Source organism: Stutzerimonas stutzeri (assembly GCF_002909485.1).
In the GTDB taxonomy this organism is placed as follows: domain Bacteria; phylum Pseudomonadota; class Gammaproteobacteria; order Pseudomonadales; family Pseudomonadaceae; genus Stutzerimonas; species Stutzerimonas stutzeri_AH.
In genome coordinates this window covers 154,159-170,431 of record NZ_PPXG01000007.1, presented here as the reverse complement: position 1 = coordinate 170,431, position 16,273 = coordinate 154,159, and the positions used below count along the sequence as shown (strand labels likewise).

The window sequence follows — 16,273 nt, the reverse complement described above, 5'->3', positions numbered from 1 at the left end:
GTCGATTCGCTGAGGAATCCTATGTACCAACTCCCCGACCTTCTGCATTTGATGGCCCGGCTGCGCGATCCGCAGCATGGCTGCCCCTGGGATCTGCAGCAGGACTACGCGAGCATCGTGCCGCATACGCTGGAAGAGGCCTACGAGGTCGCCGACGCCATCGAGAATGGTGACTTTGACCATCTGCCCGGTGAGCTGGGTGATCTGCTGTTCCAGGTCGTGTACTACAGCCAGCTGGCCAGGGAAGAAGGTCGCTTCGAGTTCGCCACCGTGGTTGATGCAATCACCCGCAAGCTGATCCGTCGGCATCCGCACGTCTTTCCCGACGGTGACCTGTATGGCTCACCGGAGCTGCCGCGTCTCGACGAGGCAGCTATCAAGCAGCGCTGGGAAGCGATCAAGGCCGAGGAACGTGCAGAGAGGGCTGCCGCGCCCGAGCAGCTGTCGCTGCTCGACGATGTTCCCAGTGCATTGCCGGCGCTCAGCCGCGCTGCCAAATTGCAGAAGCGCGCCGCTCAGGTCGGCTTCGATTGGCCCGAAGCCCTGCCGGTAGTCGACAAGGTGCGCGAGGAGCTGGGTGAGGTATTGGAGGCGATGAGTGAGAATGACCCGCAAGCTATAGCAGAGGAGGTGGGCGACCTTTTGTTCGTCGTGGTCAACCTGGCACGCCACCTCAAGGTCGATCCGGAAAATGCTTTGCGTGCTGCCAACGGGAAGTTCGAGCGGCGCTTCCGCTTCATCGAACAGACGTTGCGCGAAGCGGGGCGGCCCATTGAGGAGTGCGATCTCGAGACGCTCGACGCGCTCTGGGGCGAGGCCAAGAAAGCCGAGCGGTCGCCGTCCTGCGGCTAATGGCGTTTGCGGGGTGGATGTCGCTTTTCACATCCACCACAATGCCGCTTGGTAGATCGATGACGCGTCGTCCACCTGCGTCCAATTTGAATTCATGACGAGACGAGCCGAAACATGAGTCTTTCCCTCCGTGATCAGCTGCTCAAAGCCGGGCTGGTCAACGAAAAGCAGGCCAAGCAGGCCGTCAAGCAGAAGCAGAAACAGCAGCGCCTGGAGAAGAAAGGCCAGGTCGAGAAGGATGACTCGCAGCGCGAGGCCGCGCTAAAAGCCCAAGCCGAGAAAATCGCCCGCGACCAGGAACTCAATCGCCAGCAGCAGGAAAAGGCCGAACAAAAGGCCCGCACCGCGCAGGTCAAGCAGTTGATCGAAACCAGTCGTCTGCCAAAGCTGACCACCGAGGATTACTACAACTTCGTCGACGATAAGAAGGTCAAGCGCCTGTCGGTCAACAAGCTGATGCGTGACAAGCTGGCCAGTGGTTCGCTGGCTATCGTTCGTCACGGTGGCGGATACGAAGTGATCCCGCGAGATGCTGCGCTGAAAATTCAGGAGCGCGATCCACAGCGGGTGGTTCAGCTCAACACTCGCACCGAAGAGCCTGATGCCGACGATCCTTACGCCGCTTACCAGGTACCTGATGACCTGATGTGGTGATTCGATGGGGCAGGCCCTTTGCCCGACGGAAGGTCGGATAGAAATAGCCTGCCCCGACCTCTACTACAGACGCCCGCAACCGCGGGCGGATGTAGTGGAGGACGATATGGACGCTCAATCGAACCGATATTCCCCTTATGCCGACAACAATGGTTGGCGCGCCGCTGGCGTTCCGGGCGATCCGGAAGAGCCCGGCGTACCCACCCAGCCGACCGAGCCTGGCGAACCCACCGTACCGGATCAACCACCACCTGCACCGGTAGCCTGACCGCCGCGCAAGGCCTCTAGACATGGCTGCCAGGTTGCCCTGGTAGCCTGCACCAACGGCTAAATGCAGCATGCTCCGCGTTATGGCTTCTGCAGGGTTTGCATCGGCATCTCGGCCCGCCGTGGCGTCACCGCGCGTTGCGCAGAGCACCGCGCCGTCGCTGGTTTGAATGCATCTATCCGCACCTGGTTCACAGCTCCCTCTCCTTTACATCAGCAGTTGCGGCCGGCGCATGTCCGGACGGCGGTGTAGTCGACGCACGTCGCTTTGCAGGCAAAGCTGCTAACTTTGATGTGAGGGAGCGAACTGCCGGCGCCGGATGGGTCTAAAAACTTACAAAAACCAAAATGAGCGTTATTACGCTCACAGGTTTCTTTAAGGCGAGGGGCACTTACATGACGACTTGGATTATTGCGTACAACAAAGACGGCAACACGTCGACGCTGAAAATTGACTCAGAACACCAGCCTGATATCGATGAGGCAGTCGAGTTGGTAACTCGCAAAGCAGAAGAGCTTTATCCGGACCAGGAAATCGAGCACGAGCACGAGCCCGATCTGGAGGACACCCCGGCCACACGCCTGGCCGAGCGTTATGGGATCACCATCACGGGCATTTCCCAGTCCTGATGGGTGCAGGGCGCGCCAGCGGCCAGACCTCTCCATCCCCGATTACGTAAATCTGCCAGTTGTCTTCGGCTGCCACCGTCATTGCGCCGGTAAAGCTGCCGAAGGCCGGTAGCAGGCTGAGTTGCTCGCCGATGCAGAAGCACGGCAAGCGCAATCGCTGACGACCACGGCCGTGCAGTTGAAAGGCCGGGTGCACGTGGCCTGCGAGGACATGATGGGTCGGGTGCGGTTTTGGCTCGTGCTGCAGCGCGTAGGGGCCAAGCAATAACGGCTCGCTGACAACTTTGATGTCGAGTTCGTGCGGTGGGTCGCCAGCGCGGCGGTCGTGGTTGCCGCGTATCAGTGTGATTTCCAATTGCGGGTACTGCGTGCGCCACACGGCCAAGCGCGCCAGCGTGGCTGGCGCACGGGACTCCGGTGCGTGCAGGAAGTCGCCCAGAAAGATCAGCTGATGACAGGCGTACCGCTCCAGCAGATTGTCCAGTTGCCGCAGATTGGCGTCGGTAGTGCCGTGCGGCACGGGTTGGCCCAGGCGCCGGTAGGCTGCCGCCTTGCCAAAATGAATGTCCGCTACCAGAAGTGCATGCTGCTCCGGCCAGTAGATGGCTTTTTCTGCCAGCAGCCAGAGTGTGCTGCCGGCCAGTTCGATGGGCTGATAGGAGGTCATCGGCGGTCTGCTGGTGAAGGAGCTATCGTCATGTGGTGCGTTTTGCCTTCTTGATACGCGGCGTACCGTCCTTGGTCAGGCGCGGTTTGCGCTTGAGGCTGGTCTCGCGTTCGATGGCGATGCTGGCATTCGCTGCCGGCTGGTAGCCGCCGGGGCCAGCTGCCTTGTCCAGTTCTGCCACCATTCGGCGGATGCGATCAGCCAGTTTTTCCGACGTCATGCTCTCGCGGAAGCGCTCGACCATCAGCGGAAATGCCAAGGGCGTGGTGCGTTTGACCTGGTGGATATCCAGTGTCCGTTGTTGCAGCCGCCTCAGCGTCTGCTGCAGCCGCTCGACGTCCAGTTCCTGGCGCAGCACTTCTTCCTCGGCCTGGGTGAGCAGCAGGTTGGCCGGGTCGTATTGGCGAAAAACGTCGAAGAACAGTCCGCTGGAAGCCTGCAGCTGGCGTGCGCTCTTTTGCGCGCCGGGGTAGCCGGAGAACACCAGCCCGGCAATGCGCGCGATCTCTCGAAAGCGTCGTCGTGCCAGTTCACCTGCATTGAGGCTGGCAAGTACGTCATGCAACAGGTTGTCTTCGCTGAAAAGGGCCGGCGTCAGCCATTGCAGCCAATCCACCTCGGTCGCCGAGAGCAGTTCCAACCCGTAATCGTTGACCGCGATGGAAAACGTCAGCGGCTGCCGTTGGCCCATACGCCATGCCAGCAGGCTAGCAAGCCCGAGATGGACGTGGCGGCCTGCGAAGGGATAGAGGAACAGGTGCCAGCCCTCGCGTGACTTCATCACCTCGGCCAGCAGCGTGGTTTCGGTGGGCAGCGCCGACCAGTCCATCTGTACGCGAAGCAAGGGCTCGAGCAATCGCATTTCCGGGCTGGTGAACTGTTCTCGGGAGGCGGCGCCCAGTTGCTCTACCACCGCATCGGCCAGTTCGCTGGAAAGCGGCATGCGTCCGCCGTTCCAGCGTGGCACCGCGGCCTTCTTGCCGGTAGCACGGCTGACGTAGGCCGTCATGTTCTCGACCCGTACCAACTCCAGTAGGCGTCCGCCAAAGAGGAAGTTGTCGCCCGGTCGCAGGCGTGCGATGAAGCCTTCTTCGATGCTGCCCAGCGTTCGGCCGCTGCCACCCCTGGCCCAAAACTTCACGGTAAGGTTGGCGTCGCTGACGATGGTGCCGATGCTCATACGGTGGCGCATGGCCACGCGGCGGCTGGGGACTTTCCAAAGTCCCGTCTCGTCCGGTTCGACCCGTTGGTAGTCCGGATAGGCCGTCAGCGAATGCCCGCCGTGACGGACGAAGGCCAGCGCCCATTGCCAGTGCTCGTCGGTCAGCTCTCGATATGACCAGGCCTGTCGCACCTCGGCGAAGAGTTCGTCTGGCCGGAAACCGCCACCCAGCGCCATGCTCACCAGATGCTGAACCAGAACGTCGAGGGGGCGATAGGGTGCAGCGCGAGCCTCGATGCGGCGTTCTGCAATTGCGATCTGCGCGGCAGCGGCTTCCACCACTTCCATGCTGTGAGTCGGCACTAGCGTGACTCGGGAGGTCCGTCCCGGTGCATGGCCGGAGCGACCGGCACGTTGCATCAGTCGAGCTACGCCCTTTGGTGAACCGATTTGGAGCACCCGCTCAACTGGCAGAAAGTCTACCCCGAGATCCAGGCTTGAGGTGCAGACCACCGCCTTGAGTGCTCCTTGCTTGAGGCCCAGTTCAACCCAATCGCGTACCTCGCGGGCTAACGATCCGTGATGCAACGCGATGAGACCAGCCCAGTCCGGACGGGCGTCGAGCAGGGCCTGGTACCAGATTTCGGATTGTGAGCGGGTGTTGGTGAATACCAGTGTGGTGGCGGCCGAATCGAGCTGTTCCACTACCTGCGCCAGCATGCGCAGCCCGAGATGGCCGGCCCAGGGGAAGCGCTCTATGCTCGGTGGCAGCAAGGTATCGACGCGCAGGTCCTTGTCCACCCTGCCTTGCACGAGCTTGCCGGTGCCTGGGTGCAGCAGTACCTCCAGCGCATGTGGCTGATTTCCGAGTGTGGCCGACAGCCCCCAGACAACCAGATCCGGCATCCACCGCCGTAGTCGAGCCAGCGCAAGTTGCAACTGCACACCGCGCTTGTTGCCCAGCAGTTCGTGCCACTCGTCCACCACCAGCATGCGCAGGCCGGCGAATGCCTGCTGGGCGTCGGCGCGCGTCAGCAGCAGGGTGAGGCTCTCGGGCGTGGTGACCAGTGCGCTGGGTAAACGCCGGCCCTGACGCGCGCGCTCGGCACCGCTGGTGTCGCCGGTGCGCAGGCCGATGGTCCAGTTGATGCCAAGATCGTCCAGCGGGGCTTGCAGCGCGCGGGCAGTATCGGCGGCCAGGGCGCGCATCGGGGTGATCCAGAGGATTGTAAGCGGGGCTGGTTTGTCAGATGTCCTGGCAGGTGCCTGCTGGTCGCCCGTGCGCCAGCCCTCGGCGACAGGCGCGAACCGATTCAACGCGCCCAGCCAGACGGCGTAGGTCTTGCCCGAACCGGTGGTTGCATGTAGCAGGCCCGACTCGCCTTTCTTTACGGCTTGCCAGACCTCGCGCTGAAAGGGGAAGGGCTCCCAGCCCCGGCTGGTGAACCAGTGTTCACCCAAGATATCGGTCGTATTACTCATTGCCAGTACGGCCAGGAGGAGATATTGGCAGAGTCAAGAAGCCCTCCGTGTAGTGCGCCCACGAAGGGCGGCGTGAACCCGTTGGCTCCCAGTGGCCTGTCTTCCCCCTCACCCCCAGCCCCTCTCCCTCAGGGAGAGGGGGGCGATTACTCAGAAGGCCTGATGTTTCATGCACGGCCGCGCCGCTGTAGCCCCCTCTCCCCTGGGGAGAGGGCTGGGGTGAGGGCGAGCTGAATACGGAGTCGCCAGTGCCTTCCCACACTCGCTGCCCCGTTGTTGGGGCAGAGGACATATCGCCCAGCCGTCTAACGCAACGGCTCGCACCCGCACCGCTGTAGCCCTCTCTCCCTTTGGGAGAGGGCGGGCTGGGCACGGTGCTCGCCAGGCACGTCGACTTCATCCCAGCAATTCCTTTAGCGTTCCCAGGGTATCGGCTTCCTCCACCGGCTTGTCGAGACGCCAGCGCAGCATGCGCGGGAAGCGCACAGCGATGCCGCTTTTGTGTCGGCTGCTGGCAGCAATGCCTTCGAAGCCGAGTTCGAACACCAGCGTCGGCGTCACGCTGCGCACGGGGCCGAATTTTTCCACGGTGGTCTTGCGCACGATTGCATCAACCTTGCGCATCTCCTCGTCAGTGAGACCGGAATATGCTTTGGCAAAGGGCACCAGTTTGCGCTCCGGATCGCCTGGCTCGCCGTCCCAGACGGCGAAGGTGTAGTCGGTATATAGGCTGGCGCGGCGCCCATGACCGCGCTGGGCGTAGATCAGCACGGCATCGATCGAATACGGGTCGATCTTCCACTTCCACCAGACGCCAACGTCCTTCGTGCGACCGACCCCGTACTGTGCTGCGCGCGCCTTGATCATCATGCCCTCGACGCCGCGTTCGCGAGAGGCCTCGCGCTGCCGGGCCAGCTCGGCCCAGTCGTTGCTGGTCACCAGCGGCGAGAGCAGCAAGCGCGGACTGGAACACTGTTGCACCACCATTTCGAGCTGATGCCGCCGCTCGCGATGCTCAAGCTGTCGCCAGTCGTTGCCTTGCCACTCCAGCAGATCGTAGGCCAACACGGCGACGGGAGCATCCTGCAGCACCTTGGCCGTTAGGTTCTTGCGCCCGATTCGCTGCTGCAGCAGCGCGAAGGATTGCACGCCGAAGCGTTCGGACGTTTCGGGAGCACTGCCGTCAGGTTGTCCGAAGAGCTCAGTCGTCGGCTCGCCCGGCGCGTGCTTCCAGACCAGGATCTCACCGTCGATCACGGTGCCGTCTGGCAGGCTGGCGGCTAGCTCGCATAGCTCGGGGAAGCGTTCGCTGATCAGCTCCTCTCCGCGGGACCAGACCCAGATCTGTCCGTCACGCTTGACCAATTGCGCGCGGATGCCATCCCACTTCCATTCGACGAACCAGTTCTCCGGTGCGCCCAGCAAGGTGTCGAATTCTTCGACCGGTGCTTGCAAAGGGTGCGCAAGGAAGAAGGGGTAGGGTTGGCCGCCGCGCTGCGCATGTTCGTGCTCGGACTCGTCGGCGATCAGCGCAAGGTAGCCTTCGGCGCTGGGCCGGTGGGACAGATCTGTGTAGCCGACCAAACGCTGCGCGACCCGTTTCGGATCAAGATCGACCAGCGAGGCCAGTGCGCGGGTAACCAGCAATTTCGAGACGCCCACACGAAAGGCGCCGGTGATCAACTTGATGCAGACCATCAGGCTGAGCCGGTCCAGTTGCGCCCACAGCACGGGTAAACGCTCGGCCAGCTCCTCAGGCGGCAGGCCGCGTAACGGCAGCAGCTTGTCCTGCATCCAAACGGCAAGGCCATCGTCGGAGCTGTGCTCGGCCTCGGGCATCAACAGCGAAATGGTTTCGGCCATGTCGCCGACGGCCTGATAGCTTTCTTCGAATAGCCACTCCGGCAACCCGGAGGCTTGCATGGCGGTTTCGCGCAGCACGCGGGTCGGGACCAGTTGGCGGGGTCGACCGCCGGAGAGAAAGTACACCGCCCAGGCAGCATCGGCGGGATCGGCTTCGCGGAAGTAGTCGCGCATCGCGGCGAGCTTGGCGTTGCTCGAGGTGGTGGCGTCGAGACGGCTGTAAAGGGTGGCGAAGGCTTTCATTGCGCTACACCGTCACGCGTCCGCGTAGTCCGCGGTGAGCAAATGCGCCGCTATAGGGGCGTTGGATCATTCAGCCCCCTGCGTCGCTGCGTCATCTTCATCGCCGTATTCAGTCTCGAATGCCTGCGCGTCAAGCCCGCGCATTTCGCGCAGGTAGCGAACCAGGATCGGAACCGAGCCGTGGGTGACCATGACCCGTTCGGCACCGGTTTGCGCGATCGCCCAGAGCAGGCCCGGCCAGTCGGCGTGATCGGAGAGCACGAACCCACGGTCGACACCACGCCTACGGCGGGTGCCACGCAGCATCATCCAGCCGCTGGCAAAGGCGTCCGCGTAGTCGCCAAACCGGCGCATCCAGGTACTGCCTCCGGCAGAAGGAGGGGCAAGAATGATGGCGTGTTTCAAGCGCGGATCGCCCTTCTTCAGGTCGCCGGCATAGACGGTGGGGGGCAGATAGACACCGGCCTCGCGATAGATCTTGTTCAGCGGCTCGACAGCGCCGTGGACCACGATGGTCCCGATGCTTTCATCCAGCCCATGCAGGATGCGCTGCGCTTTGCCAAAGGCGTAGCAGAACAACACACTGGCACGGCCTGCGGCAGCGTTGGCACGCCACCAGTCATTGATGCCATTGAACACTTCGGTTTGGGAAGGCCATTTGTAGATCGGCAGGCCAAAAGTCGATTCGGTGATAAAGGTGTGGCAACGCACCGGCTCGAAAGGGGCGCAGGTGCCGTCTGGTTCGACTTTGTAGTCACCGGAGGCAACCCAGATCTCGCCCTTGTACTCCAGTCGAACCTGGGCCGAGCCGAGCACGTGGCCAGCAGGGTGAAAGCTGAGCTTTACGCCGTGGTGATCGAGAGACTCGCCGTAGGCCAGCGTCTGCAGCGGCATATCGACGGCGATCCGTGAACGCAAGATGCCCTCACTGTCGCTGGATGCCAGGTAATGACCCATTCCCCAGCGTGCATGGTCGCCATGGGCGTGAGTTATGACGGCGCGATCCACCGGGCGCCAGGGATCGATGTAGAAATCCCCTGGTGGGCAATACAGGCCTTCGGGGCGGGCAACGACAAGGTCCATTGAATACAGGCGGCTCGAGGGGCTTGTAGGGTTGGAGCCCAGCGAGGCGCTTCGAGTTCGCCTGTCGAGTTCCGGCAAACGGGTTTGGTGCTCAGCGCAGGTTTGACCAGGGGGTAGTTGTAGGGCGTGCGGTGTGGGTGGGCTGAAGCCCACCGTACGGTTTTCGAGGAAGTGGGTATGGTCGGCTTCAGGCCACCGTTCTCATGCGTCTCAGCCTGTATATGAGGCTGTGGCTTGAAGCCTGTCGGGCAGTGTCACGCAACGCAGACCGTCAGTCCTGCAGTTTGAGATGCGAGGTGTCTGGAACCACCGCCGTTGTGTCCCGCGGGACTTCGCCCATGTCACTGCCCACCGGGGCGAGACTGAACTGGGAGAGGTCGACACGCGGCGCCTCAGGCTCGGGATGAGCATCCTGCAGGTCGACGCCGACAGGCGCGATGCCGAAATCCGGTGCTTCGACGTCGGCGAAGGCTGCCATGTACTCGTCGCGGGGAGTCACCTTGAGCGCTGCGGGGGAGGCATTCGAAGCGCTCGGTGCGGCTGCAGTGCTAGCAGCGGGCGGTGTCGGCGGCGGCGGTGCAAGTTCGATTTCCTCGACATCGACTGGCATCGGCTTGACTTCGACCTGCGCCCCGGCCCGTTCCATCGCCAGGCGGTATTTCTCCACAGCGTCGTAGTCCAGGTTCTGCTTGATGACGATGCGTCTTCCGGAGAACAACAGCGCGATGCGCTGGGCGTCGGCCTGGAAGAGCCTGGTCAGGTTGGCTTCTACCTGCTCGAGCCGGGCGCCGGGGAGCAGTTGGCCGGAAAAGGCGATCTCGTAGAGGCTCATGGGGTACTGCTCCTTGTGTGGCCGTTGCCAGTGTTCGTGGAGACGTTGCTGGGTGGAAACTTAGTCGAGATGGCGATGATCTGGCAAAGCGCCAAGTGCTGCACTTGCCGGCGTCACAAGTTTGCGTGATGCCAGCTGCGTTAAGGCAGAGGCGCGAACAGGGCGTCGATATCCTGCTCGCCCAGCTGCCAACTCCCATCGCCGGCCCCTTCGAGCACGCCGGCGGCCAACTCGGCCTTGCGCGACTGCAGCTCACGGATGCGCTCCTCGACGGTGCCGCGGGTAATTAGACGATAGACGAATACCGGCTTGTCCTGGCCGATACGATAGGCCCGGTCGGTCGCCTGGTTCTCCGCGGCAGGGTTCCACCAGGGGTCGTAGTGGATCACCGTGTCGGCAGCCGTCAGGTTCAGTCCTGTTCCGCCCGCCTTCAGGCTGATAAGAAACAGCGGCACCTCGCCAGCCTGGAAGCGCTCGACGGGTGTGCGCCTGTCTTCGGTGGCGCCGGTAAGCTTGACGTAGGCGATGCCGCGCTTTTGTAACGCCTGCTCGATCAGCGCGAGCATCGAGGTGAATTGGGAAAACAGCAGCACCCGGCGTCCTTCGCTCATCAGCTCATCGAGCATGTCCAGCAGGCTATCGAGTTTGCCCGAGGTGCTGCGGCGAGGACCTCCCACGGTTTCGCCTTTGACCAGACGCAGGTCGCAACAAACCTGGCGCAGCTTGAGCAGGGCTTCGAGGACGACCATCTGGCTGCGCGCGAGGCCCTTGCGTTCGATTTCCTCACGTACCTTGCGATCCATCGCCTGGCGCAGTGTCTCGTAGAGCTCGCGTTGGGCGTCGTTCAGTTCGACCCAGTGGACGAACTCATTCTTGGCTGGCAACTCGGTGGCCACCTGTTCCTTGGTGCGGCGTAACAGAAAGGGGCGAATACGGGCGCGCAGATGGCTCAGCCGCGCGTCATCGCCGTGTTTCTCGATGGGGGTGCGGTAGTCCTGGGTGAAGCGCTTGGCGTCGCCGAGCCAACCTGGCATGAGGAAGTGGAACAGCGACCACAGTTCACCGAGGTGGTTTTCCAGCGGCGTACCCGTTAGACAAAGCCGCTGTCGGGTCTGTAGTTCACGCACCGCCTGGGCCGCTTTGCCAGACGGATTCTTGATGTGCTGGGCTTCGTCGAGAATCAGCACATGTAGCGGCTGTTCGCGCAGGACAGCGATGTCTCGGGTCAACAGTGCATAGCTGGTCAGCAGCAGGTCGTGCTCGCCGAGCTCGTCGAAGTGCTTCTGCCGACTGGTGCCCTTGAGCGTTAGCACCCGTAGTTGCGGGGCGAAACGGCTGGCCTCGTCCTGCCAGTTGGGGATCAGGCTGGTAGGCATTACCACCAGGGCAGGGCGGTCTAGGCGTCCTGCCTGCTTTTCGACAAGGATATGGGCAAGGCTCTGCAGGGTCTTACCGAGCCCCATGTCGTCGCCGAGGATGCCGCCTGCGCCCAGTTCGCGCAGCGTCTGCATCCACGTCAGTCCTTGCAGCTGATAAGGGCGAAGTTTGCCATTCAGCGCAACGGGTGCCGGGCTTGCCGCTAAGTCGGGGTTCTGCAGGCGTGTGGCGAATTTGCGTAGTCGTTCACCCCCTTTCCATTGCGGTGCCAGGCTATCGAGCCCTGCCAGGCGAGCACCGTCCGCCTTGCTCAGACGCAGTGACGATCCGTCCATCGGCTCTTGCAGGTAGAGTTCACCCAGCGTCGCAAGTATCGGCTTGAGCCGCGCGAAGGGCAGCGCGATTTGCAGTGGCTGTCCGTCGTGCTGGCTTGGCCGGTCAAGCTGCACCCGCAGTTGGTCTTCGTCGTCGCGTTGGGCGACGGCGCGCGGGCTCAAGACTTGTGGGTTCTGCCGGACCAGGCGTAGCAGAACCGGCAACATGCCGATGCGCTGGCCCTCCACGACGATACCAAGGTCGAGATCAAACCAGTCGTCCCCCGAGGATTCGTCGATCTGGGCGTACCAGCTGTCGATGGTCGTCAGGGCATAGGCGAAGCCTGGATGAATATCGATCTGCCAACCTTGGCGGCGCAGCTCTGGCAGTTGTTCCTGGACGAATCTAAGCCAGGGTTCTTCGCCGGGTAGCTGGAACATCTCGGCCGAGTCCTTCGGCAGCGCCTGGCTCTGGCGCAAAGCCGGCCGAAAGCCCAGTTGCTCCAGTTGTCTGCGTAGCGCCTGCTCTGCCTTTGAGTCACGGGTGATCAGGTAAAGCTCGTCGCCCTGCGGATGGCGAATACGTTCGCCTTCACGCTTGCCGTGTATGCGCGCCTCGCCGTAGAGAAACGAGAGCCCGGCCCGGTGCTGGTATTCGCTGACCATACGCCGGTTGCCGGGCTGGTAGCTGGTCGCCATGTGGCTACCCAGGCTGAGCAGGGGGATGGGCGACAGATCCTTGATCAGTCGCTCGTTGCGTGGTGCCAGCGGAGGAACCATCGCTCAGGTCCTCGTTGCAGAAGGAGCGCGCAGCAGCATGCCGCCTGCAGAACGGGGAGGGAGCCGGCGCAATAGGCTCATGGCTGCTTCAGTTCGATCAGCAGCCCGCCGCCGTCGTGGTCGAGATATGTCGGCCTGCCGGGCACCAGGCGAACCCGCTGTTTCAGACGCTCGCTGGCAAGCAGCTGGCCGTAGTTGCCTGTTTACCAAAAGCATCATCTCACTCTGTATAAAGCGGCCAGGTCGCAACGGCAACGTGTTCTGGGTGGGATAGTGCTCAAACTGACGTTCGCCTCGGTGGATGGTAATTGCCTCGTCATCGTCGGTGATCGATTGTTGCCAGGCCTGGTCCGGCACCCGACAACCCTGCTCTGCTATGAGTCTTTCTGCAATGTGTTCCAGCGCCGGCTGCCGCCCGGCGAATGCGGGCGACGCACGGAGTGCCAGCAAAACAGCCAAGCGGCGAAGTCGCATCTAGGATCCTTTATTCACTTGGTGCGAGCCGTTCGAGTAGTGCTTCGAGGGTATTGAAGCGCTCCTCCGGACGTTCCATCGGGATCTGGAACTTGAACAAGGTGGCGCCTTCGAACTTGTAGCGGTTCGGTTGGCTCTGGATCAGCTTGATCAGCACCATCGGATCAACCGAGGTGTCGGCAGAAAATTCGATGCGTCCGCCTTGTGGCCCGGCGTCGATCTTGGTGATGCCCAGCTTTTCCGACTGCAACTTGAGCAGCGTCAGACGTACCAAATTCTTGGTCGGCTCGGGCAGCAGGCCGAAGCGGTCGATCATTTCCACCTGCAGCTCTTTCAGGCCATCCTCGTCGGCGGCATTGGCGATGCGCTTGTAGAGGATCAGACGGGCATGCACGTCCGGCAGATAATCCTCCGGTATCAGTGCCGGCAGGCGCAGGTTGATCTCCGGGCCACCGCCGAGCGGCTGCTCCAGATTTGGCTGTTCGCCCTTGCGGATCGCCTTGACCGCGCGCTCGAGCATTTCCATGTACAGGGTGAAGCCAACCGCCTGGATCTGCCCGCTCTGACCTTCGCCGAGCAGTTCACCCGCGCCGCGGATCTCCAGATCATGGGTGGCCAGGACGAAGCCGGCGCCGAGGTCCTGGGCGTTGGCAATGGCTTCCAGACGCTTTTGCGCGTCATCGGTCATGCCTTTGCGTGGTGGGGTAAGGAGGTATGCGTAGGCCTGGTGGTGACTGCGGCCGACGCGGCCGCGCAATTGGTGCAGTTGTGCCAGGCCGAACTTGTCGGCGCGTTCGATGATGATGGTGTTGGCGCTGGGCACGTCGATACCGGTCTCGATGATGGTCGAAGCCACCAGGACGTTGAAGCGCTTGTGGTAGAAGTCGCTCATCACCTGTTCAAGATCACGTTCGCGCATCTGCCCGTGGCCGATGGAAATACGCGCCTCCGGCACCAGTGCCTGCAGGTCGGCGGCGCACTTCTCGATGGTCTTGACGTCGTTGTGCAGGTAATAGACCTGGCCGCCACGCAGCAGCTCGCGCAGCAGTGCCTCCTTGATCACGGTGTTCTGCTGTTCCATGACGAAGGTGCGTACCGAAAGTCTGCGTGCCGGTGGCGTGGCAATGATCGACAGGTCGCGCATGCCGGCGATGGACATGTTCAATGTGCGCGGAATCGGCGTGGCGGTGAGTGTGAGGATGTCCACTTCGCTACGCAGGGCCTTGAGCTGCTCCTTCTGGCGTACGCCGAAGCGGTGCTCTTCGTCTATGATGACCAGGCCCAGGTTGCTGAATTTGACGTCATCCTGCAGCAGCTTATGGGTGCCGATGAGGATGTCGATCTTGCCTTCGGCCAGCTCGGTGATTGCGCTTTGCACTTCCTTGGCAGACTTGAAGCGGCTCATTACCTCCACTCGCACCGGCCAGTCGGCGAAACGGTCGCGGAAGCTGTTGTAGTGCTGTTGAGCAAGCAGGGTAGTGGGTACGAGTACCCCGACCTGCCGGCCGCCATGGACTGCGATGAAAGCGGCGCGCATGGCTACTTCGGTTTTACCGAAGCCGACGTCGCCACAGACCAGGCGGTCCATTGGCTTGGCAGAGAGCAAGTCTTCGCGCACCGCGTCGATGGCGGCCTGTTGATCCGGCGTCTCTTCGAACGGGAAGCCGCTGGCGAAAGTCTCGTAATCGACCTGCGGGTCCTTGAAGGCATAACCCTGACGCGCTGCGCGGCGGGCATAGATGTCCAGCAGTTCGGCTGCGACGTCGCGGACCTGCTCGGCGGCCTTGCGCTTGGCCTTCTGCCAGGTTTCCGAGCCGAGTCGATGCAGCGGTGCCAGTGCGTCATCGCTGCCTGTGTAACGGGCGATCAGGTGCAGGCTGGCGACCGGCACGTACAGCTTGGCTTCGTCGGCGTACTGCAGCAGCAGAAACTCTTGCGCCTGGTCTTCGATCTCCAGGGTGACCAGGCCCTGGTAACGGCCGACGCCGTGATCGATATGCACCACCGGCGAGCCTTCACGCAGCTCGGTGAGGTTCTTGATGACGTTCTCGCCGCCATCACGGCTCTTTTCCCGCCGCCGGCGTTGCATGACGCGCTGGCCGAACAGCGGGCTTTCCGCGATGAGGGCGACGTGGTCCAGCAGCAGGCCTTCGTCGAGCGGGGCGATGGTGATCGCAAGACGCTCCTTGCTGGCGAGAAATCCTCCCCAGCCCTCAACTTCCTGCGGGCGCAGCTTCAGGCGTGCGAGCAGTTCCAGCAGCACCTCGCGGCGCCCTGCGGACTCAGCTGTAAATAGCACGCGTCCCGCGTAGTCCTCGAGGAAGTGACGCAGCTTGCCCAACGGCTCGCTGGCCTTGGACTCAATGGCCAGTTCCGGCAATGCCTGTGCGCTGAAGCGCTCGCGGCCGATGCCGGGCTCCACGTCCTGTTGGCTGGCGACAACCCGCGGCCACAGCTTGAGACGGGCGAAGCAGTCCTCCACCGGCATGAACAGCTCCGCCGGGGGTAGCAGTGGCCGCTCCGGATCTACGCGCCGTTCTTCGTAGCGATTGCGCACGTCGCTCCAGAACTGCTCGGCGGCCTGCTCGATGCCGGGTAGCGAAAAGACCTGAGTATCTTCGGGCAGGTAATCGAAAAGCGTTGCGGTTTCTTCATAGAACAACGGCAGGTAGTACTCGATACCTGCCGGCGTAATGCCGGTTGAAAGATCCTGATAGATCGGGCAGCGCCGGAAGTCCACATCGAAACGTTCGCGGAAGCGCGCACGGAAGCCGGTGACCGCTTCCTTCTTCAGAGGAAATTCGCGCGCCGGTAGCAGTCGGATCGACTCGACCTTGTCTATCGAACGCTGGTTCTCCGGATCGAAGGTGCGCAGCGTTTCAATTTCGTCATCGAACAGGTCGATGCGATAGGGCAGGGGGCTACCCATGGGAAATAGGTCGATCAAAGCGCCACGTACGGCGAACTCGCCGTGTTCGTACACCGTGTCCACGCAGCGATAGCCCGCAGCCTCCAGACGTAGGCGCATCTGTTCGACATCGAGCTTCTGCCCGACGTCCAGGACCAGGCTCGAGCCGAGCAGAAAACGCTTCGGCGCCAGTCTGTGTAGGGCTGTGGTGATCGGCACTACCAGCACGCCGTGGCTTAGCTCCGGCAGCTGGTAGAGGGCGGCGATCCGCTGGGAGACGATGTCCTGGTGCGGCGAGAACAGGTCGTAGGGCAGCGTTTCCCAGTCGGGGAAATGCAGCACCGGCAGCTCGGGTGCAAAGAAGGCGAGTTCTTCCTGAAGGCGTTCGGCGCTCTGGCTGTCGGCAGTGACGAGGAGCGTGAAGCGTTTGGCGTTGCTGGCTGCTTCGGCAATCGCAAGGCTCAGCGCAGCTCCTGGAAGATTGCCCCAGTGTTGCCTGCCGCTGGCGGCAGGCAAAGGGGGAAGGCGCAAGACGGACACGAGAGGGCGTGGCTCCGATGGAAAAATAGGCCGCCGGGATTGTAACTATCGAGGCGCTTGGCTGTCAGTGTTTCGTCCGCTGCAGATTGCCGGCGCTAGGGTGCGCCGTCATAATGTAGCCCCTTTTCTCAGCCCCTACATGTTG

The 16,273-nt window shown here is 62.4% G+C and carries 12 protein-coding genes; 4 read left to right on the top strand and 8 right to left on the bottom strand.

Annotated features, from left to right (window positions below; genetic code table 11):
- Window positions 1-21 precede the first annotated feature (21 nt).
- The 4 genes from mazG to CXK91_RS17300 all read left to right on the top strand — a co-directional run bounded on the left by mazG (window position 22) and on the right by CXK91_RS17300 (window position 2,403).
- Window positions 22-852: a nucleoside triphosphate pyrophosphohydrolase gene (mazG, locus tag CXK91_RS17310; RefSeq protein ID WP_103457324.1), complete on the top strand. Its 831-nt coding sequence runs from the start codon at window positions 22-24 to the stop codon at window positions 850-852.
- Window positions 853-966: 114 nt separating this feature from the next.
- Window positions 967-1,506: a DUF2058 domain-containing protein gene (locus tag CXK91_RS17305; protein ID WP_103457323.1), complete on the top strand. Its 540-nt coding sequence runs from the start codon at window positions 967-969 to the stop codon at window positions 1,504-1,506.
- Window positions 1,507-1,612: 106 nt separating this feature from the next.
- Window positions 1,613-1,774, top strand: a complete 162-nt coding sequence (locus tag CXK91_RS22760; RefSeq protein ID WP_003283725.1) for a hypothetical protein — start codon at window positions 1,613-1,615, stop codon at window positions 1,772-1,774.
- A gap of 395 nt (window positions 1,775-2,169) precedes the next feature.
- Window positions 2,170-2,403 carry a hypothetical protein gene (locus tag CXK91_RS17300; RefSeq protein WP_103457435.1) on the top strand — a complete coding sequence of 78 codons (234 nt, stop codon included), beginning with the start codon at window positions 2,170-2,172 and terminating at the stop codon, window positions 2,401-2,403.
- Here CXK91_RS17300 and pdeM read toward each other — a convergent pair.
- The 8 genes from pdeM to mfd form a co-directional block, all read right to left on the bottom strand.
- The gene (gene pdeM, locus CXK91_RS17295; RefSeq protein ID WP_103457322.1) at window positions 2,381-3,070 is read right to left on the bottom strand and encodes a ligase-associated DNA damage response endonuclease PdeM; all 690 of its coding nucleotides are present in this window, start codon (window positions 3,068-3,070) and stop codon (window positions 2,381-2,383) included. The genes CXK91_RS17300 and pdeM overlap by 23 nt on opposite strands.
- 28 nt (window positions 3,071-3,098) lie before the next feature.
- Window positions 3,099-5,714 carry a ligase-associated DNA damage response DEXH box helicase gene (locus tag CXK91_RS17290; protein WP_103457321.1) on the bottom strand — a complete coding sequence of 872 codons (2,616 nt, stop codon included), beginning with the start codon at window positions 5,712-5,714 and terminating at the stop codon, window positions 3,099-3,101.
- Window positions 5,715-6,110: 396 nt separating this feature from the next.
- Window positions 6,111-7,820 carry an ATP-dependent DNA ligase gene (locus CXK91_RS17285; RefSeq protein WP_103457320.1) on the bottom strand — a complete coding sequence of 570 codons (1,710 nt, stop codon included), beginning with the start codon at window positions 7,818-7,820 and terminating at the stop codon, window positions 6,111-6,113.
- A gap of 66 nt (window positions 7,821-7,886) precedes the next feature.
- The gene (locus CXK91_RS17280; RefSeq protein WP_103457319.1) at window positions 7,887-8,903 is read right to left on the bottom strand and encodes a ligase-associated DNA damage response exonuclease; all 1,017 of its coding nucleotides are present in this window, start codon (window positions 8,901-8,903) and stop codon (window positions 7,887-7,889) included.
- Between the two features lie 271 nt (window positions 8,904-9,174).
- On the bottom strand, window positions 9,175-9,735 hold the full coding sequence (locus tag CXK91_RS17275) for a hypothetical protein (RefSeq protein ID WP_103457318.1): 561 nt from the start codon (window positions 9,733-9,735) through the stop codon (window positions 9,175-9,177).
- A gap of 140 nt (window positions 9,736-9,875) precedes the next feature.
- Complete coding sequence (locus CXK91_RS17270) at window positions 9,876-12,206, bottom strand: DEAD/DEAH box helicase (RefSeq protein WP_103457317.1); 2,331 nt, start codon at window positions 12,204-12,206, stop codon at window positions 9,876-9,878.
- A 3-nt stretch (window positions 12,207-12,209) separates the two neighbouring features.
- Window positions 12,210-12,680 carry a CsiV family protein gene (locus tag CXK91_RS23020; protein ID WP_336440425.1) on the bottom strand — a complete coding sequence of 157 codons (471 nt, stop codon included), beginning with the start codon at window positions 12,678-12,680 and terminating at the stop codon, window positions 12,210-12,212.
- A 10-nt stretch (window positions 12,681-12,690) separates the two neighbouring features.
- Window positions 12,691-16,128, bottom strand: a complete 3,438-nt coding sequence (gene mfd, locus CXK91_RS17260) for a transcription-repair coupling factor (protein ID WP_103457316.1) — start codon at window positions 16,126-16,128, stop codon at window positions 12,691-12,693.
- Between the last annotated feature and the right edge of the window lie 145 nt (window positions 16,129-16,273).